The following is an 18,835-nucleotide window of genomic DNA, read 5'->3' as shown; positions in this document are numbered from 1 at the left end:
AGCAAGCCCCCTCCCACACTTTGATCTTCATCAGGCTTCGGGGGCGCCTTTTTCCCAGGCTGACCAGTTCTTGAGGATTGCCTGCACCAGCGGGTTCCCCGTGCGATACAGGTTCTCCAGCGCCGGCACAAACCCGCCCTGGTCCGCATATTTCAGCAGGTTATCCACTTCGCTGTAGCCCGGGTACGGGCGGTCGAAATCGGAACCGGCGCGCACCACAGCGAGGCGCTGGATATCCACCAAGCCTTCGTGGCTCGCACGTAACAGGGCCTCGTAGGTGGAGTTGTCTTCCTGCTGGGTGGTGCAGTACTCGCCTTTATTATCAGTCAGCAACTTGGTCCACACTTCAGCGCGTTCGCTCAGGCGCGTGCCGGAGAACCAGGTGTTGCCCGCCAGCGTGTCGCAGCGTGTGACTTGCGGCGGCTGGTTGGCCGGTGCGGCCGGGTAGTGTTTACGCCAAGCGGTGGATTCTTTGCTTTCCGTCAGCTCAACCTTCTGCGACAGGGCGAATGCCTTGGCCTGCAGCTTGGGGTTCAACTCAAACACTTCGGTCTTGTAGTCCAACGGTGGTTTCTCGTTGGGGCCTTTGGTGTTGATGCCGATGTAGCCGGTCGGCCAATCCTCCGGCGCGTCGCGCGAATCCAGCTCCCACTGGGTGCCGAATTCCACCAGGTAATGTGCCCAGGCAGCGGTGCCGATGGTTCCGTGTTTAGGGCTGATGCCGGCGATCCCGGCGATCAGGAAGTAGCTCTGACGCAGGTCGAACTTGGGCGACAAGGCCAGCGCCAATGTGGACGCTGCTGCGTTGGTCTGGCCCATGCCGGTCACCAGCAGGCATACGTCCTGGGTGTTGCAGCGGATCACCGGGTATTCGGCGGAGAGGCCCGGCACGCGCACCTCTTGCTTGAGTTCCAGGCGGTCGATCCATGTTTGCGCCTCGGGCGCGAACATGGTGATCAGCATGACCTTGGGTTTGATCGGCGCGGTATCCGCCAGCACCACGTGGGGCAGCAGGGCCAGGCCCACGGCGATCGAGAGTCGTGTAAACGCTTTCATCTAATGCTCCTTTATCAGAATTGGTAGCCCACGCCGGCGTAGTAACCCCAGCCGTCGGAGCGGGCGCGGAAGTTGCCTTCGCCAAAATTCAACTCGCTGCCGTCTTCCCAGTTGCCGCCGTTGTGGAAGTAACGGCCGACCAGAGTGAAGCGCAGGTGAGTAAACGAATACAGCAGCACGTTGGTGGCCACCGTGGACGTGGCGGTACGCGCGGGGTTGTCCTTGTGCAGGCTTGAGCCGAAGTCGTGGTTGGTGAAGCCGATGTACGTCAGCGAAGCACCGTTCTCGAAGCTGGTGATGGGCACGATGTACTTCATTTGCGCGCGGTAACCATCCCACGAATATTCATTGCTCGCGCCATAGTTTTCCCACTGGTAGCGCCCGTAGAAGTTGGCCGACAGGTTGACCCGCGAGTGCGTGTCGATGTCGGTGCCCAGGCCGCTGTACAGCGTGTTGGCACGGTTTGCCTTGTTACTGCCGTGGTCATAGATCCAGTCAAATGCTACATACCATTCCTTGAACGGGCCGATCGCCAGGCTGCGCCCCGCCAGGTAGTCGATGGAGATACGCGGCTCGTGCTCCATGAACACCGGCGAGCCATGATCCCACGCGCCTTTGTCATTGCTGTTACCGATGCCGAGGATCTTCGGCACATCTATATAGCCATATAACTCGAAGGGGCCTTTGCGGCCGAAGTACTCGTATTCCAGGTAGACGTCATCCTGCGGTTTGGGGCCGAAGCTGATGTCTTTGCTGCCGATCAAGGTCAGGTCCTGGTTGAACCAGTCCGACAGGTACGGGCCTTTTTTCGGTGGGTTGGCTTCCGGCTTTTTGGTTTCCGGGCTGAGGGTTTCGCCCTGTGCTGAATCATCGGTGGGGTGTTCCTGCGCCAAAATGGGCGCACTGAGTACTCCCGTAACGGCGGCCAGTAGCAAAGAAACACCAAAGCCAGCATGACGCCTTGAGGTGGGGTGCATTGAAAATCCCTGTTCGTACGCGGTTTAGACCCGGTTCAGCGGGTAAGGGTGAACTTGGCGGCCAAGTTCGTTCCGCAAACGTTTGCACAGGCTGTACCAACTTTGCTCAATCAGTTGATCAGGTTGAAAAAAATCGAGATTAGTCGACCTTTTGATCAGAAATGACTCGGTGTCATTTCTCAAGGCGGTTGAACAGGTGCATCGCGGTTTCCCGTCGGTATTCACTCGGCGTCTGGTTCATTTCGATCCGAAAATGCCGGTTGAAGTTGGACAGATTGGCGTAGCCCACTTCAAAGCAAATGTCCGCGACCGACATGTCACTTTGCAGCAACAGGCGGCAGGCGCGTTGCACGCGAAACTTGCGCATCAGGTCGATAAACCCGTGGCCGGTGTTGCGTTTGAAGAAACGCGAAAAGCCCGGCTCGCTCATGTCCAGTTGCTGGGCGATCACCGACAGGCGCAAGTCGCCGGTGAGTTCACGCATGAGGTAGTCGAAGGCCTTGTTGATGCGTTCGGCGCTGCGGGCGTCCAGTGTGGGGGCGTAGCAGGCGCTGGCTAACGCTTGGCTGTGCTGGGGCGGAGCATTTTTCAGCGTATCCAGCAGTTGCAGGAAAAGTATCAGCCGTTGCAGACCGTGGGCGCTGCCGATGTCTTCCATCAAGCGCGCCGCCTGCACGGCGGTGTGGCCGCTGAACGCGAGGCCGCGTCGCGCGTTTTCAAACAATTGCTGCAAGTCGCCGAGTTCCGGCAAGGTTTTGCGCAGGGCGAGGAGGGCGGCGCCGTCGAATTGCAGCACCACATCGCGCCCGGTCAGGTATTCGCCGGGAGCCAGGTCGCCGATCCAGTCGTGGGGCAGGTCCGGGCCGATCAACGCGACATGCCCGGCGCAGAAGGCGCCGATGTAGTCGCCCGCGACCAACTTGCCGCTGCCTTTGCGGATCAGGTGAATTTCAAATTCAGGGTGGTGGTTCCAGCGCGCCAGGTCATAGGGGTAGTCGTGTTCGAACCAGCGAAAACAATGGTCCGGTTCGGGCAGGATCACTTCGAGTTCGGCGGGGCGGTGCTCGAACAGCTTGGCGCGGCTGACAGGCATGGCGAGGCTTCTTTGTTGTACTTGGAATGCCCTCAAAATACGCGCCTGCGACGTGTGCGCGCTACCCCAGGTTTCGCCCGGTACTGATACTTTTTTGATCCTGGACCCCGGGTTAAAAAAGTATCAGTCGGGCATTCGCCATTCGTTTGTTAGGGTTTGGCAGAGCTGCTGTAATCGGCGCTCAACAACAAAAACAACAGGTGAAAACCGCCATGTTCCCGATCTGCAAAGGCAAGCTCCCGCAAGCGCTGTTCCTGCTGTCCGGCCTGGCGCTGGCCATGCCCAGTTACGCCGCCGACACCGTGACCATCGCCACCGTCAACAACAGCGACATGATCCGCATGCAGCGCCTGTCCAAGGTGTTTGAGGAACAGCACCCGGACATCAAGCTCAATTGGGTGGTGCTCGAAGAAAATGTGCTGCGCCAACGCCTCACCACCGATATCGCCACCCAGGGCGGGCAGTTTGATGTGTTGACCATTGGCACTTATGAAACCCCGTTGTGGGGCGCCAAGCATTGGCTGGAACCCTTGACCACGTTGCCGGCCGCCTACGATACCGACGATATTTTCCCCGCCGTGCGCCAGGGCCTGTCGGTAAACAACACCCTTTATGCACTGCCGTTCTACGGCGAAAGCACCGTGACCTATTACCGTACTGACCTGTTCAAGCAGGCCGGGTTGAGCATGCCTGCGCACCCGACCTGGACCCAGCTCGGCGAGTTCGCGTCCAAACTCACCGTTAAAGACAAAGACCAATACGGCATCTGCCTGCGCGGCAAGGCTGGCTGGGGTGAGAACGTCGCGCTGCTGAGCACCATGGCCAACGCCTTTGGCGCGCGCTGGTTCGATGAGCAGTGGAAGCCTGAACTGACCAGCCCCGAGTGGACGGCCGCCGCGAACTTCTATGTCAATACCCTGAAAAAATACGGTCCGCCGGGCGTCTCCAGCAACGGTTTCAATGAAACATTGGCGCTGTTCAACAGTGGCAAGTGCGCAATCTGGGTCGATGCCAGCGTGGCCGGGTCCTTCACCACCGACAAGAGCCAGAGCAAGGTCGCCGACAGCGTAGGGTTCGCCGCCGCACCGACGGAAGTCACCGACAAGGGCTCCTCCTGGCTGTACGCCTGGTCGCTGGCGATTCCGGCCACCTCCAAGCACAAGGACGCCGCCAAGGCCTTTATCACCTGGGCGACTTCCAAGGACTACATTCAGCTGGTCGCCGATAAAGAAGGCATCACCAACGTACCGCCGGGTACCCGCCAGTCCACCTATAACGAGGCTTACTTGAAAGCCGCGCCGTTTGCCCAAGTCACTCTGGAAATGATGAAGCACGCTGACCCCGCCCACCCTTCGGCCAAGCCGGTGCCGTACGTGGGCATTCAGTACGTGACCATCCCTGAGTTTCAGGCGATTGGCACCTCGGTCGGCAAGCTGTTCTCGGCGGCACTGACCGGTGGCATGACGGTTGATCAGGCGCTGCTGGAAGCCCAGTCCACCACCGAGCGCGAGATGAAACGCGCCGGCTACCCTAAATAACGTTGACAGGACTCCCCATGAAACGACTGGAAGGTAAAAGCGCGCTGATCACGGGGTCTGCGCGCGGGATCGGCCGCGCCTTCGCCCAGGCTTATATCGCTGAAGGCGCGACGGTTGCCATCGCCGATATCAACTTGCAACGCGCTCAGGCCACCGCAGCCGAACTCGGTCCGCAGGCCTACGCCGTGGCGATGGATGTCACCGACCAAGCCTCCATCGACGGTGCGATTGCCGCCGTGGTGGCTCAGGCCGGCAAGCTGGATATCCTGATCAATAACGCCGCGCTGTTCGACCTGGCGCCCATCGTCGACATCACCCGCGACAGCTTTGACCAGCTGTTCTCGATCAACGTCGCCGGCACGCTGTTCACGCTGCAAGCTGCAGCACGGCAGATGATCAGCCAGGGCCACGGCGGCAAGATCATCAACATGGCCAGCCAGGCCGGGCGCCGTGGCGAGCCGCTGGTCGCGATCTACTGCGCGACCAAGGCGGCGGTGATCAGCCTTACGCAGTCGGCGGGGCTGAACCTGATCAAGCGGGGCATCAACGTCAACGCCATCGCGCCGGGTGTCGTGGATGGCGAGCATTGGGACGGGGTGGATGCGATGTTCGCCAGGCATGAAGGGTTGGCGCCGGGCGAGAAGAAGAAGCGGGTAGGGGCCGAGGTGCCGTTTGGGCGGATGGGTACGGCGGAGGATTTGACCGGGATGGCGATTTTTCTGGCGTCGAAAGAGGCTGATTACGTGGTGGCCCAGACCTACAACGTCGACGGCGGCAACTGGATGAACTGAGCCTCTTCAGTCAAAGGAAATCTCCTGTGGGAGCTGGCTTTTGTGGGAGCTGGCTTGCCTGCGATGCAGACACCTCGGTATGGCTGGTGGACCGCAGTGATGCTATCGCAGGCAAGCCAGCTCCCACATTTGATTTTGGTCGTTTGTGGGGGAGGGGCTAATCAGCAAAGCTGCGATCGAAGAAGTAGACCTCTCCCGGTTTTAACACCTGCACCGTCGCCTGCGGCCTGCCTCCCTCACCATTTTTCTTACGCCCCGTCTCACGCAAATACCCCGCCTCGGTCAGCTTCAACAACCGCTGACGAATACTGGTCTTCAACACCGGCCGCGCCAGCACCAGGGAAAAAATCGCTGTCGCTTCCGGCGCGCTGAACTCATCGCCCAGGAACATCAGCGGCAAGCTGCTGTACAGCGACTTTGAGAACAGCCGTTCCTGCACCGACGCCACGATCAGGTTGTGATCGAACGGCAGCTTGATGCTGCCATCGGCTACCGCCTTCAGCGGATACCAGGCCTGATGATCACCGAGCGCGACCTCGTGCGCCACGATCGCCAGGTAGTAGGTGGACGACGACCAGCAGCGCGGGTCGCGAAATGCATCACCCACCGTGCCGACTTGCTCGCTCCACGCCAGCGTCAGGCCTACCTTGTCACTCGCGCGCAAACGCTCCACGGCATCCTTGAGGCTCAGATCTTGCACGCCGCCATTCACCACCACGCCGGGTAACGCCCAATGCCCGGCAAAAGGTTCGGCGTCACGTTTGTTCAGCAGCAGCTTTAATTCCCCCGAGGCGCGGCAGTAAAACAGCACGCACAGGTCGACAGTGTGCAGGTAGGCGCTAAGTGGCATGTGAGGTCCTTATGAACGGTGGCAAGGCACAGTCTAACGGATCGAACAGCGATGTCATGTACTGACACCAGGATAGATAACCAAATGTTTCTTGCAATGAAAGTACATGACGTGTACTTTTGTTTTCAGGCCACAGGAGAACCACCATGACCCTCTCGAAAACTGCCATCGCTTCATTCGACGTTGACCCGCAAAAGAGCTTCACGCCGTTGTGCCCGGATGAGTTGCCTGTGGCCGGTGGCGACCAGATCGGTGCCGAACTCAACTACATGGCCAGCCTTGCCGGCCACCGCGTCGGCAGCAAAGACGCGCACACCCCGCAGGCGCCGTGGGTGGTCACCGAGCGCAGCGACATGTACCGGCCCACCGGCCTGGCGCATGCGGATATCACCTGGGTCAGCCACTGTGTACCGGGCACCGAAGGCTTCACCTTGCTGGACGAGTTGCCCGCCCCGTATGACTACGATTACTTCATCTGGAAAGGCGTCGAACCCGACCTGCACCCCTACGGCGCCTGCTACCACGACTTGCATGACAAGCTCTCCACCGGCGTCATCGAATACCTGAAAGCCCACGGCGTCACCCGCGTGATTGTCGGCGGCCTGGCCCTGGACTACTGCGTCAAAACCACTGCGTTGCAACTGCTCAGAGCCGGTCTGGAAGTCGTCCTGCACCTGCCGGCCTGCCGAGGCATCACGCAGGACGGCGGCGTACAGGCCCTCAATGAATTGCAAAAGGCCGGTGCCGTCATCAGCCGCACCCGCGAAGAACTGGCAGCACAGGCCGCGCGTTAAGGAGTCACCGTATGGAAAGTGCCTACGACTACGAATCCCCGGTGATCCAGGGTTTGCTCGACACCGACTATTACACCTTCACCATGATGCAAGCCGTATTGCACCAGCACCCGAACGTGGACGTGGAATACAACTTCATCGTCCGCTCGAAGGAAAAACTCGGCCACCTGATTCTGCAACTGCGCGATGAGCTGGAAAAGCTCGCTGGCCTGCACATGCGTGAAGGTGAGCTGCGCTTTCTGTTCAACCCTCGCTTTCGCGAATACCTGACCCCGGATTACGAGCGCTTTCTCGGCCTTTTCCGCTTCAACCTGCGTTACCTCCACGTCAGCGAAATCGACGGGCAACTGAACATCCGCGTGGTCGGCCCGATGCTGCACTGCATCATGTTCGAGCAGCCGGTGTTGGCGCTGGTCAGCGAGTTGCGCAACCGCGATAAATACCCCGACGTGACCCTGGAAGACGTCACCCGCAAGCTCTATCAGAAGTTCGACTGGCTGGAGAAAAACCTCAGCCGCGAGGAACTGGCCGACCTGCGTGTTTCCGACTTTTCGACCCGCCGGCGCCTGTCGTTCAAGGCCCAGCGCGAAGTGATCGACATCATGCGCCGCGACTTCCCCGGCCAGTTCGTCGGCACCAGCAATGCGCACCTGGCTTATGAATTTGACCTGCCGCTGATCGGCACCATGGCTCACCAATGGCTGATGGTGCATCAGCAACTGGGCCGCCTTCGCGAAAGCCAGAATGCCGCACTGGAAAACTGGGTGCGTGAATACCGTGGCCGCCTCGGTATCGCCCTGACTGACTGCATCAGCACCGACTTCTTCCTCAAGGACTTCGACCTGTACTTCGCCAAGCTCTATGACGGCCTGCGCCAGGATTCCGGTGACCCTATCGTCTGGGCCGATAAAGTCCTGGCCCGCTACAAACAGCTGGGCATCGACCCGATGACCAAGGACCTGATGTTCTCCGACGGCCTGAACTTCGAAAAATGCCTGCCGATCCTGCGCCACGTGCGCGGCAAGGCCAAATTCGGCTTCGGCATGGGCACCAGCCTGGCCTGCGATGTCGAGGGTGTGGAGCCGCTGAGTATCGTGATGAAACTGGTACGCGTGCACGGCGAGCCGGTGGTGAAATTCTCCGATGACCCGATCAAGAACGTCTGCGAAGACCCGTCGTTTTTGCAGTACGCAGCCAAAGTGTTCAACATTGATAATGTGGAGGTGTGACATGCAAGAGCGTATCGCGCAGGAGCTGAACATCAATCGGCAACTGGTCAAAGGCGGTGAGGCCAGGGAAATCCAGCGGCGTATCGACTTCATCACGCACACGCTGCGCCAATCCGGCTGCAAGGCGTTGGTGCTGGGCATCAGTGGCGGGGTGGATTCTCTGACAGCGGGTCGGTTGTGCCAGTTGGCAGTTGAGCAATTACGAAATAACGGCCACGCCGCGCGCTTTATCGCCATGCGCTTGCCCTATAAAACCCAGGCGGATGAAAGGGACGCCCAGACCTCCCTGGATTTCATCACCCCGGACCACAGTGAAACGCTGAACATCGCCGCCAGCGTCGACGGTTTGATGGCCAGCCTGTCGGCCGACTCAGCCAGTGCCGAGCAGATCGATTTCATCAAAGGCAACGTCAAGGCCCGCGCGAGGATGCTCGCGCAATACGCCGTGGCCAATCTGCATAACGGCTTGGTGGTCGGCACCGACCACGGCGCCGAAGCCTTGATGGGTTTCTTCACCAAGTTCGGCGACGGCGCCTGCGACCTGGCGCCGCTGTCCGGCCTGACCAAAACCCAGGTGCGGCTGTTGGCTGCTGCCCTCGGAGCACCGGCACATCTGGTCCATAAGCTGCCCACTGCCGACCTTGAAGAGCTGGCGCCGGGCAAGGCGGATGAGCAGGCCTATGGTTGCAGTTATGAAGAGATCGATGCGTACCTGATGGGCAAGCCGGTCAGTGAGCGGGTGAGGGCGATCGTCGAAGGGGCATACAGCAAGACCGCGCATAAGCGTGCGCTGCCGGCCGTTCCCGACTGAACCTGCAATTAGATTTTGATATTTTCTCGAATATTCCAGCCGAACCGGATAGGCCCGCCGTCTTTTCCACCGTCGGCTTTCTGCGGCTGATAGCTGACTTCAACCTTGGCAAAATTCAGACTGATTTCTTCAATGAGTACGTCACCTGTTGATGCTGCGCGCGTGTCATAGGAAGCAACCATGACTTCCTTCAAGGTGATCACCAGATACTCAAGATTGCTCTCGCCGCCGGCCTTGCGAACGACGATTCGCGCTTCTGGATAATGCTTTCCGGTTGCGCAGGCCATCATCAGGTTGGGCGTGGATTTGTCGAGGGTCTTCTCGATGGCGATGTTGGCCATATTGACCTTGCCCGCTCCACCGCCTGAACCGGTATGCATAGAGCCTGATTGCCGCATGCTCCAGCCCCAGCGGGTAATGTCGATTTCATCACGGTGCGCCTGGTCCCTGGCCTCGCCCTTGATGTCTCCCAGCTTCAAAAATATATCCGTAGCCATCTTCATTCCCTGTCTGAACGTTCGCCGGCAGTGGCGTGGGGCGTACTTTTCCCCTACCCGCGATTGACTACAAGAGGCTGAGAGGAGAATGGGAAGTGCCCGTCCGGAAAAAGGAAACTTTCCGACATTCTTGCCGGATACGCTCTGCGCTCTCGTGAGTTCAGGAGTAAAGGAATGGCTTCCAGTGTCTTCAGGGACGGTTTCCCAAGCGCCCATCTCACTACGCGTGAGCGGGTGGAAAGCAGTATTGATCTGCGTCGATTGTTTGCTGTCATTGACGCCGATCCGGCGATTGCCGGGGCGGGGGTGGTGTATCTCGATGCCCAACTATGGCCGGTAACATTGCGTGAGTTTCAGCCGATTTGCAGTGTATTGCCCAAACGGTTGATTTTGCGTGAGATGCCCCGGTCAATGGCGCGGTTGGATTTTATGAGGGCGCTGGAGGAGGAACCGAGGGAGTCGCAGCTTGTATTTGAGGCGATCAACACCTCCTTATCCTGTGGAGCCGCAGTGTTGGGGTGGATTGTTGTTCTGAGTGGCTCAGTGGCGATTCCGTTTACCGCAGGTTTCAGCAGCTTTGTCGTTGCCGCAGGCGTCTCCGCGGCAATTGCCAGTTCTGCCCAATGCGTGATTGGATCGATTCGAACCTTTAACGAACATTACCGTCCGGGCGAAAATGATCGTATGGATGATTCCGATTGGTACAACACGGTCACGCCCATACTGGATGGCGTTTCGCTGATTGGAATTGGAACCAGTACGCTGACGACCGTGCGGCTATTAAAAACCGCCAGGAACTCGCTGGGTAAAAGCTGGCTTGAGCTTCTGCGCGGGCTGTCTCGTCAAGAACGCAAAAAATTGACCAATGAGCTGTTGGCTCTGAGAGATCCAGCCTTGACCGCAAAGATACTCAAATTAAAACAACGAGCAGGCGTGATTCCAAAAAGTTACAGTGCCGGGCAAATTCGACATGCCACTTTTACTCAGTTGAAAGATGTTCTTGGCGGGATCTTGGGGCTCGCTGGAAGTTATCAAAACGGTCACGTTGGAAACGCAGCGACCATCGTTATTGGCGTGTACGAGGAGATTGCAGAGTGAATGATTCGCTTATCAGCTTTCTCACTCGTTACTTTCCCGTCTTCATGGGCACGATATTCATGGCTATCTTCTCAACCGCTATGTTGACCGTCGTGGTTGAGGAGAGCTACTTACGCAGGCTTGACCCGTCGCTGAGAGCTGAGCTGTCTGGTTGGGGCCTTCTGTCACTGACAGTTTTTTTCGGGTTCGCCAATTTCCTGATTGCGCGAGGACGCAGATGGGCCGCTGGCTTATTGGCAGGCTATTTCGCTTTTTGCTTGCTGCTGGTATTGCCGACGATTCAGTACAGCCCGCATACACTGGCGTATGCATTGGGTATTGCGTTTCCACTGCTCGGATTGCTGCTGCTCAATACTCACCGCCATCGAGAAATGCGGCAGAAGTTGTTTGAAGTCCGTATTCAGCGGAATGCGGCGAGAGCGATTTACAAAACACATTCCAATAAACTCAAGGCCAAAGCGCGCAACGCACGGTAACAGCAGCTCCCACCCAAAAACGTGGGAGCGATCCGTTATTCCAGTCTACCGCTCGATAGACCGGCTCCACCGCGCATTCCACTCCGGCCGCGCCTGGTTCACCTGGTCCCAGTCAATCGAAATCGCCGTCTGCAAATACCCCTGCATCGCTTCAACCCGTGCACGGGTTTTGTCAGTGGTCGGCGTAGTCGGGTTCGACGGAATCTGATCACCTTCTTCCAGCGCGGGCGCCTGGGCTTCAGCCGTCAGCAGAAACGCTGCAAGTTTCTGTGCCAGTTCCGGCTGGTCATTGCGTGCGATTACGCATTCGGCGACGTTCAGCACCACCGCGCCTTCTTTGGGCTGCGCGTATTCCATCGGCACGCCGAGCAGTTTCTGGGTGGTGACCTGGGTCGGTGTCAGCGGGAAGATTGCGGCTTCGTCGGTTTGCACCATCTCGGAGATTTTCGCGGAGCTGGCGATGTATTCCAGCACATTCGGGCCAATGGTTTTTGGCCAGGCCTTGAAGCCCGGTTCCACGTCGGTTTCAGAGCCGCCCTGAATGCGGTTGAACATCAGGAAACCGTGCAGGCCGAAGGTGGAGGAGGCCAGGGACTGGAACACCACTTTATCCTTGAAGCGCGGGTCGGCCAGGTCCATCCACGAAGTGGGAGCGGCCCAGCCTTTCTCCTTGAACATCTTGGCGTTGTAGCCCAGGCCCGTGACGCCGAGTGTCACGGCCACGGCTTCGTCCTTGATTTTCGCCTTGGACGGAATCTGCTCAAGGGTCGGGTTTGGCGTGAGCTTGTCGCACAGGCCCATGGAGATGGCGCGGTACATGATGCCGTCGTCGAGGAACATCACGTGCATCTGTGGGTTGTCTTTGTTGGCCTGGACTTTGGCGAGGATGTCCGACGAGGTGCCAGGCACGATCACCACTTTGACGTTATTGGCTTTTTCGAACGCGGGCAGCACCTTGTCGGCGTAGACCCGTTCCATGGTGCCGCCGTTCATGCCCAGGTACAGCGTAGGTGCCGCGTGGGCGGTGGACGCGAGCAACGCGAGGGACAAGCAGGACAGCGCGATACGTGTGTTCATGGATGTTTTTCCTCTCAGGCTTGGAAACGACGGATGGAAAACGCTTCGATGGGTTGTCGGCTGGCCCCGGTGCAGACGATCTCTGCCAGGGCTTCACCGACGGCGGGGCCGAGCTGGAACCCGGCGCCGGCAAAGCCGAAACCGTGGAGCAGGCCGGGTTGTGTGCTGCTGGGACCGATCACCGGTTCATGATCGGGAAGGTAACCTTCGGTGCCGCTCCAGGTGCGAATCGCCTGTGCCCCCTTGAGAAACGGGTACAGCTCACCGGCATTGCGCAGAATTTCCAGCACCGCTGCCTGGCCCGGTCGAGCCTGCAGCGGGCCAAGGGCAAAGCCGCGGCCGCCGCCCAAAATGCAGTTGCCCCGGGCGACTTGCCGCGCATAAATCCCACCGCCTTCGACGCCGGTACTCACGTTCATCACCACCGGCAACGGCTCGGTGACCAGCATCGCCGGGTGCGCCGAGGTGATCGGCACCGGCTCGCCAAATTGTTCGGCCACCGTGCCGGCCCAGGCGCCCGCGCAGTTGAGTAGCCACGGTGCTTGCAGATGCAAACCGTTGGCGCAGTGCACCTGGAACTCGCAGCCGTCGTGTTCGATGCGAATCACTTCCGCCTGCTCGTAAACCGACGCACCGAGGCGTTGCGCTGCACGGGCGAAAGCGGGCGATACCAGGCGCGGGTTGGCGTGGCCGTCTTCGGGGCACAACGAGGCGCCCACCGCGATATCACCGACCCAGGGGAAGCGCGCGCGCAGCTCGGCGTAGTCCAGCAGCTGCAAGCCCAGGCCGAAGCCACGGGTGTGCTCGGCGTACGCCTGCAAGGCCGCGAAATCCGCCTGACTGCGCGCCAGTTTCAAATGCCCGGAACGCACGTATTCGCCGTCGATGCCGATCAACCCCGGCAAGTCGGCCCACAACGCATGTGAACGCTGCGACAACGGCAATTGGTGTAAAGGTCGCCCTTGGCGCCGCACGCCGCCATAGTTGACGCCACTGGAATGCGAGCCGCAGAAATCGCGCTCGACCAGCGCCACACGCTGGCCTTTTTGCGCGAGCATCAAGGCCGCTGACGCACCGACGATTCCGCCGCCCAAGACGATGACGTCGATCATGGCTGCACCTCCACGCCAAACGGCAGCGGCTTGATCGGTGCCTGGCCGCGCATCCGCCCGACGTTTTCAATCCCGCGACCACTGCGCTCAGCCACGATTTCCGCAGCCGCCAGCCCGCACATGCGGCCCTGACAGCGGCCCATGCCGACGCGGCAATGCGCTTTGACCCGATTGATTTCCCAGTGGCCTTCATCTACCACGGCGCGCACATCGCCCACGCTGACTTCTTCGCAGCGGCAAAGCATCAACTCATCCGGTGCTTGTGCAGCCCACTGCTCGGGGAAGGGAAAGGCGGTTTCCAGGCCGTGACGAAAACGCTGGATGCCTGCCAATTGCTGTTCCAGCACCGCAGGGCGGCGATGATCGATGGCGATGCCTGAATCTTCCAGCACCGCCAACGCCGCACGTTCACCCGCCATTTGCGCGGCATCGGCGCCCATGATTCCGGCACCGTCGCCGGCCAGGTACACGCCCCTGACACTGCTGCGCCCGGCGCTGTCGCGCTGCGGCAACCATGCGCGGTTCAAGGCATTCCAGGCGAATTCACAGCCGAGCAAATCCGCCAGTTGCGTTTCGCTGCGCAGGGCATGGGCGAAGGCCACGGCATCGCATTCCAGGGCCTGATTGCCCCAGCGAATGCCACTGACGCGTTGTTCACCGTCGATCTGCGTGAGTGTTGCGCCTTGGTGCACGGCAACCCCATGGGCCGTCAGCCAGGCGCGGTAATACACGCCCTTGGCCAATGTCGCCGGTTGCCCAAGCAATGCCGGCAGCGCACGGCATTGGGCGCTGAACGGCGCGCTGTCGAGCACCGCGACGACCTTGGCGCCCGCCTTGGCGTATTGATAAGCCACCAGATACAGCAACGGCCCGCTGCCACAAAACGCCACGCGTTCACCGATGGCGCAACCCTGATACTTCAAGGCGATCTGCGCCGCGCCGAGGCTATACACGCCGGGCAAGGTCCAGCCCGGCACCGGCAGGATGCGGTCGGTCGCGCCGGTGGCGACGATGATCTGAGAATATTCGACGCTTTCGGCGCGACCGTTATTGAGCATGTCGAGACGACCGTCCTCGGCATTCCACACCAGGGTTTCTGGCCTGTAATCGATCAGGGGGGCGAGTTCATCCATCGTGCGATGCACCGCTTCGGCCTTGCTCGCTTCAAATCCATAAATCTGCGCCGCCGTGCGTTGAAAGCCTTGCGGCTGGCGGCGGTAAATCTGCCCGCCACCACGCAAACTTTCATCCACCAGGCACGCTTTGATGCCATGGTCGAGCAGCGTGCGCGCCGCACTGATCCCCGCCGGGCCTGCGCCCACAATCACCACCGGCTTCATGGCTGGCGCCCCGGATCTCGGCTGATCGCCTGGCCTTCTTCCAGCAAGGTCGAGCAGGCGCGCACTCGCCGCCCATCTTCCAATCGTACCCAGCAATCCTGGCAGGCACCCATCAAACAAAAACCGGCACGCCGTTCAGCGCTGAAATCACTGCCACGCAGGTGTTCGGCGCTGGTCAGTACGGCGGTCAGCAGGGTGTCGCCGAGCAAGGCGCTGGCGGGTTGACCATCCAGCGTGAAGGTCACGACAGGGCGCCCGGTCTCGGCCAGACGTTTGAACAAGGCCATCAGTGTTTCCCCACCAGCACGCGGTCCAGGCCGTAGACCCGGTCGAGCAGAATCATCGTCGCGGCGGTCAGCGCAATCACCAGCGCCGAAACCGCCGCCATCATTGGGTCGATCGACTCGGTGGCGTACACATACATGCGCACCGGCAAGGTTTGCGTGGCGGGCGAGCTGACAAAAATCGACAGCGTCACCTCGTCGAAACTGTTGATAAACGCCAGCAACCAGCCGCCCGCAACGCCCGGCAAAATCATCGGCAAAGTGATTTGCCGAAACAGCGTAAAGCGGCTGGCACCCAGAGATTCCGCCGCCTGCTCGGCACTGCGATCAATGCCGATGGCCGCCGCCAACACCAGGCGCAACACATACGGCGTGATGATCACCACGTGCGCCAGCATCAGCCAGGTGAAGCTGCCATTGACGCCCATCAGCGCGAACAACCGCAGCATCGCCACCCCCAGCACGAGGTGCGGGATGATGATCGGCGACAGAAACAACGCGCTGAAAAAGTTGCGGCCGGGGAACTGATATCGGCTGATCGCCAAGGCGGCCGGTACGGCAATTAACGTCGCCAAACTGGCGGCGGTAAACGCCAGGATCAGGCTGTTATAAAACGCCTGGATAAAATCAGCCCGCTCGAACACCGCGCGAAACCAGCGCAGGGAAAAGCCCGACGTTGGAATGCTCAGGGTGTTTTCCGGGGTGAACGCCACCAGGCACACCACCACCAGCGGCGCCATCATGAACAGCACCACCAAACCATGGAAACCGAGGGCCAAAGGACCGTTTCTGGACATGCGCTTAAACCCCCAGGGACTTTTTGTAGCGGCTTTCGACCATGCGGTTCCAGCTCAGCATGATCAGCAAATTGACCAACAGCAGCACTACCGCGATGGTCGCGCCCATCGGCCAGTTGAGTTCCGAGAGGTACTGGTCGTACACCACGGTGGCGACCATTTTCAGGCGTCGCCCGCCCAGCAGGCCGGGGATTGCAAATGAGCTGGCGGCCAGGCCAAACACGATCAAGGTGCCGGACAACACGCCGGGCATCACCTGCGGCAACACGATTCTGCGCATCACCGTGGCCTGGCTGGCACCCAGCGACAACGCCGCCTGCTCCGCCGACGGGTCGAGTTTTTGCAGGGACGTCCACACCGGGATGATCATGAACGGCAGCATCACGTGCACCAACGCGATCACCACGGCAAACGGCGTGTACAGCAGCTTCACCGGGCGGCCGCCAAGGGCCTGGATCAACTGGTTCACCAACCCGTCGGCACCCAGCAACAGGCTCCAGCCAAAGGCGCGCACCACCACCGAAATCAGCAACGGCGTAAGGATCAGGATCAGGAAAATCGAGCGCCATGGCGTGCCCATGCGGCTGAGGATGTAGGCCTCCGGCACACCGATCACCACGCACAGCAAGGTCACCAGCGCGCTGATCCAGAAGGTGCGCCAGAAAATCTCGTAGAAGTACGAATCGCTGAACAGCGACAGGTAATGCGCGAAGGTCCACTCATCGGCCTTCACGCCTACCTGATAGTCGAACACGTTGAACGACAGCACCAACGTCATCAGCAGCGGCAGGATCAACAGGCCGCTGAACAGCACCAGCGCCGGTAACGAGAGCAGATAACCCCGGCTCATGCGCGCACCTCATCGGCCGCCAGTACTCGCAACAGGTCGGCGTGCCAGTCCAGGCCCACGAGTGCCCCGCAGCCCAGCGGCGCGCTGCCGTCATTGCCGCGTACCACGGTAATTTCGCCGAGGCCGGTGTGGATGCGGTACAGCCATTGGCTGCCGAAGAAGTAACTGTCGAGGACCTTGCCTTGCAGGCGACCCGTGCCGGCGCCCACCAGCTGGATTTTTTCCGGGCGCAGGCTCAGGGTCAGTTCGCCGTTGCCGGCTTCATGGCGTACTTGCGGGATGCCAAGCTGGTCGTAATCACCGGGCAGCAGATTGGCCTTGCCGACGAAGTCCGAGATGAACCGCGTGCGCGGGTGTTCGTAGAGCTTGTACGGCGTGTCGATCTGGGTCACGCGCCCGGCCTGCATCACCACCACGCGGTCGCTGATCGACAGGGCTTCGGCCTGGTCGTGAGTGACCATCAAGGTAGTGATGCCGACGGCGCACTGGATTCGGCGGATTTCAAACTGCATCTCTTCGCGCAAATTAGCGTCGAGGTTGGACAGCGGCTCATCCAGCAGCAGCACCGGCGGCTCGATCACCAGCGCGCGGGCCAGGGCCACGCGTTGGCGTTGGCCGCCGGAGAGTTCGCGCGGATAACGGTCGGCGTGGGGCGCCAGGCGCACCAGCTCCAGCACGGTTTTGACTTTGCTGGCGATCTCGCCTGCCGGGACTTTGCGCATTTTCAAGCCGAAGGCGACGTTGTCGCGCACGGTCATGTGCGGGAACAGCGCGTAACTCTGGAACACCACGCCCAGGCCACGGCTGGCGGGTTTGGCGTGGGTGATGTCGCGCCCGTCGAGCAGGATCTGCCCGCCGCTCACATCGACGAAGCCGGCGATCATTTGCAGGGTGGTGGTTTTGCCGCAGCCCGAGGGGCCGAGCAGGGAAACGAATTCGCCTTTTTCCACCGCAAGGTCGGTGGCGACCACCGCGTCGACGGCGCCGTAGCGTTTGCTCAAGGCGTTGAGTTGGAGAAAAGCCATGGTTGCGTTCCACCTTTTTGAGTCGCGTCGAAACGCGCTTTTTTGTTTTGGGCAGATGCGAAAAGGGTGTTGCGGGTGCGGTGGCGCTCGATCTGGAGTCGGCTGCCGTTAGTTGTTCATTTCGCCCCTGTGGACGCAGATTAGGACGAAGACTAGGATGGGCGGAAGATGGAATTTCACTGAATGGACTATTATTTTCAGTTTTATTCACTCACCAGAATATACTTAGAGATAAGCTGTTATGGATTCCACTGAGCGGAATGAAAACGGTAAGGAAGTCGGCGCCGGTGGTGTGTCTCGACTGTTTGCGTTGCTGCGTGTGCTGGGCGCTGTGCCTGAAGGCGGCGAACGCGTCACTCAACTTGCGCAACAGGTTGGCCTGTCCCAGCCCACGACCCACCGACTGCTGCGCAGCCTGATGGACGAGGGCATGGTTGAGCAGGACGCGCGTAGCAAGCGCTATCGCCTGAGCCTGGAGTTCTTCGCCCTGGCCGCTAACGCGGGCAAGACCGGCAACCTGCGCGATTTGGTGCGGCCGAGCATGTTGCGGCTGAGTGCGTCATTGGGCGACTCGCTGTTCCTGCTGGCGCGCAGCGGCTTTGACGCGATCTGCCTGGACCGCAGCGAAGGCCCTTATCCTATTCGCACCTTCACCGGTGATATCGGCGGGCGCGTGGCGTTGGGCGTGGGGCAGGGCAGTTTGGCGATTCTGGCGTTCTTGCCGGAGGAAGAGCGTGAGACGGTGATTCGCTACAACCTGCCACGGCTCAAGGACTTTCACCTGTATGACGAGGTGCTGTTGCGTTCGGAAGTGGAGAACGTGCGCAAACTTGGCTACGCCGCGCGCAATACCGGCGTCCTGGAAGGCATGGCAGGCTTGGCGGTACCCATCCTGAACCGCGACGGGCATGCGGTGGCGGCGTTGAGTGTGGCGACCATCAGTGACCGGCTGGGACCGACGCGGTTGCCGATGGTGGTGGAGTTGCTCAAGCGCGAAGCGGCGGCGATCGGGCCGCGGATCAACCCGTTCGATCCGACGCTGCGCCGGCCTTCACAAACCTTTGGCGGGTAGCAAATATCCGCAACATCGCAGATCAAGTGTGGGAGCTGGCTTGCCTGCGATGGCTGAGTAACAGTCAC

Annotated in this window: 20 protein-coding genes; 8 read left to right on the top strand and 12 right to left on the bottom strand. The window is 60.2% G+C overall.

What is annotated here, in order from left to right; translation table 11 throughout:
- Positions 1-30: 30 nt before the first annotated feature.
- The 3 genes from BFW87_RS29355 to BFW87_RS29345 form a co-directional block, all read right to left on the bottom strand.
- Positions 31-1,056 carry a purine-nucleoside phosphorylase gene (locus BFW87_RS29355; RefSeq protein ID WP_078743213.1) on the bottom strand — a complete coding sequence of 342 codons (1,026 nt, stop codon included), beginning with the start codon at positions 1,054-1,056 and terminating at the stop codon, positions 31-33.
- Positions 1,057-1,070: 14 nt separating this feature from the next.
- A complete protein-coding gene (locus BFW87_RS29350; protein ID WP_078743212.1) occupies positions 1,071-2,033 on the bottom strand; it encodes a nucleoside-specific channel-forming protein Tsx in 963 nt (320 codons plus the stop codon).
- Between the two features lie 172 nt (positions 2,034-2,205).
- The gene (locus tag BFW87_RS29345; protein WP_078743211.1) at positions 2,206-3,126 is read right to left on the bottom strand and encodes an AraC family transcriptional regulator; all 921 of its coding nucleotides are present in this window, start codon (positions 3,124-3,126) and stop codon (positions 2,206-2,208) included.
- A 278-nt stretch (positions 3,127-3,404) separates the two neighbouring features.
- Between BFW87_RS29345 and BFW87_RS29340 the strand changes: the two genes are divergently transcribed.
- Together BFW87_RS29340 and BFW87_RS29335 are read left to right on the top strand one after the other, a co-directional pair.
- Positions 3,405-4,664, top strand: a complete 1,260-nt coding sequence (locus BFW87_RS29340; RefSeq protein ID WP_439848407.1) for an ABC transporter substrate-binding protein — start codon at positions 3,405-3,407, stop codon at positions 4,662-4,664.
- 17 nt (positions 4,665-4,681) lie between these two features.
- Positions 4,682-5,455 (top strand): L-iditol 2-dehydrogenase, encoded by a 774-nt coding sequence (locus tag BFW87_RS29335; RefSeq protein WP_078743209.1) that lies wholly within the window; start codon positions 4,682-4,684, stop codon positions 5,453-5,455.
- 157 nt (positions 5,456-5,612) lie between these two features.
- Here the strand turns inward: BFW87_RS29335 and BFW87_RS29330 are convergent, their stop codons facing one another.
- Positions 5,613-6,305, bottom strand: a complete 693-nt coding sequence (locus BFW87_RS29330; RefSeq protein ID WP_078743208.1) for an NUDIX hydrolase — start codon at positions 6,303-6,305, stop codon at positions 5,613-5,615.
- 146 nt (positions 6,306-6,451) lie between these two features.
- Between BFW87_RS29330 and BFW87_RS29325 the strand changes: the two genes are divergently transcribed.
- The 3 genes from BFW87_RS29325 to nadE are packed head-to-tail and all read left to right on the top strand — an operon-like array spanning position 6,452 to position 9,139.
- Complete coding sequence (locus BFW87_RS29325) at positions 6,452-7,099, top strand: nicotinamidase (protein ID WP_078743207.1); 648 nt, start codon at positions 6,452-6,454, stop codon at positions 7,097-7,099.
- A gap of 11 nt (positions 7,100-7,110) precedes the next feature.
- Positions 7,111-8,328: a nicotinate phosphoribosyltransferase gene (pncB, locus tag BFW87_RS29320; RefSeq protein ID WP_078743206.1), complete on the top strand. Its 1,218-nt coding sequence runs from the start codon at positions 7,111-7,113 to the stop codon at positions 8,326-8,328.
- Between the two features lies 1 nt (position 8,329).
- Complete coding sequence (nadE, locus tag BFW87_RS29315) at positions 8,330-9,139, top strand: ammonia-dependent NAD(+) synthetase (RefSeq protein WP_078743205.1); 810 nt, start codon at positions 8,330-8,332, stop codon at positions 9,137-9,139.
- An 8-nt stretch (positions 9,140-9,147) separates the two neighbouring features.
- On the opposite strand, the gene BFW87_RS29310 is transcribed toward nadE, so the two are convergent.
- A complete protein-coding gene (locus BFW87_RS29310) occupies positions 9,148-9,636 on the bottom strand; it encodes an Hcp family type VI secretion system effector (RefSeq protein ID WP_078743204.1) in 489 nt (162 codons plus the stop codon).
- 174 nt (positions 9,637-9,810) lie between these two features.
- Between BFW87_RS29310 and BFW87_RS29305 the strand changes: the two genes are divergently transcribed.
- The gene (locus BFW87_RS29305; protein ID WP_078743203.1) at positions 9,811-10,734 is read left to right on the top strand and encodes an NAD synthetase; all 924 of its coding nucleotides are present in this window, start codon (positions 9,811-9,813) and stop codon (positions 10,732-10,734) included.
- A gap of 44 nt (positions 10,735-10,778) precedes the next feature.
- Positions 10,779-11,210 carry a hypothetical protein gene (locus BFW87_RS29300; RefSeq protein WP_078743218.1) on the top strand — a complete coding sequence of 144 codons (432 nt, stop codon included), beginning with the start codon at positions 10,779-10,781 and terminating at the stop codon, positions 11,208-11,210.
- Positions 11,211-11,255: 45 nt separating this feature from the next.
- Here BFW87_RS29300 and BFW87_RS29295 read toward each other — a convergent pair whose 3' ends face one another.
- Genes BFW87_RS29295 through BFW87_RS29265 form a run of 7 tightly spaced genes read right to left on the bottom strand, consistent with a single transcriptional unit; the run spans position 11,256 to position 17,695 of the window.
- Entirely contained in the window at positions 11,256-12,287 is a 1,032-nt protein-coding gene (locus tag BFW87_RS29295) for an ABC transporter substrate-binding protein (RefSeq protein ID WP_078743202.1), read from the bottom strand.
- 14 nt (positions 12,288-12,301) lie between these two features.
- Positions 12,302-13,399, bottom strand: a complete 1,098-nt coding sequence (locus BFW87_RS29290; protein WP_078743201.1) for an NAD(P)/FAD-dependent oxidoreductase — start codon at positions 13,397-13,399, stop codon at positions 12,302-12,304.
- The gene (locus tag BFW87_RS29285) at positions 13,396-14,739 is read right to left on the bottom strand and encodes an NAD(P)/FAD-dependent oxidoreductase (protein WP_078743200.1); all 1,344 of its coding nucleotides are present in this window, start codon (positions 14,737-14,739) and stop codon (positions 13,396-13,398) included. Before BFW87_RS29285 ends, BFW87_RS29290 begins: the two co-directional genes overlap by 4 nt.
- Complete coding sequence (locus BFW87_RS29280) at positions 14,736-15,026, bottom strand: (2Fe-2S)-binding protein (RefSeq protein ID WP_078743199.1); 291 nt, start codon at positions 15,024-15,026, stop codon at positions 14,736-14,738. The genes BFW87_RS29285 and BFW87_RS29280 overlap by 4 nt, the downstream gene beginning before the upstream one ends.
- A complete protein-coding gene (locus BFW87_RS29275; RefSeq protein ID WP_078743198.1) occupies positions 15,026-15,820 on the bottom strand; it encodes an ABC transporter permease in 795 nt (264 codons plus the stop codon). The genes BFW87_RS29280 and BFW87_RS29275 overlap by 1 nt, the downstream gene beginning before the upstream one ends.
- A 4-nt stretch (positions 15,821-15,824) precedes the next feature.
- A complete protein-coding gene (locus BFW87_RS29270) occupies positions 15,825-16,670 on the bottom strand; it encodes an ABC transporter permease (protein ID WP_078743197.1) in 846 nt (281 codons plus the stop codon).
- Positions 16,667-17,695, bottom strand: a complete 1,029-nt coding sequence (locus BFW87_RS29265; protein ID WP_078743196.1) for an ABC transporter ATP-binding protein — start codon at positions 17,693-17,695, stop codon at positions 16,667-16,669. Before BFW87_RS29265 ends, BFW87_RS29270 begins: the two co-directional genes overlap by 4 nt.
- A gap of 241 nt (positions 17,696-17,936) precedes the next feature.
- Here BFW87_RS29265 and BFW87_RS29260 point away from each other — a divergent pair, with 241 nt between their 5' ends.
- Positions 17,937-18,767 (top strand): IclR family transcriptional regulator, encoded by an 831-nt coding sequence (locus BFW87_RS29260; RefSeq protein ID WP_078743195.1) that lies wholly within the window; start codon positions 17,937-17,939, stop codon positions 18,765-18,767.
- Positions 18,768-18,835 lie beyond the last annotated feature (68 nt).

Origin of the sequence: Pseudomonas fluorescens, assembly GCF_002022275.1 — a bacterium.
Classification (GTDB): Bacteria; Pseudomonadota; Gammaproteobacteria; order Pseudomonadales; family Pseudomonadaceae; genus Aquipseudomonas; species Aquipseudomonas fluorescens_AJ.
Note: the sequence above shows the minus strand (reverse complement) of the source record. Positions and strands in the feature narration are given on the sequence as shown.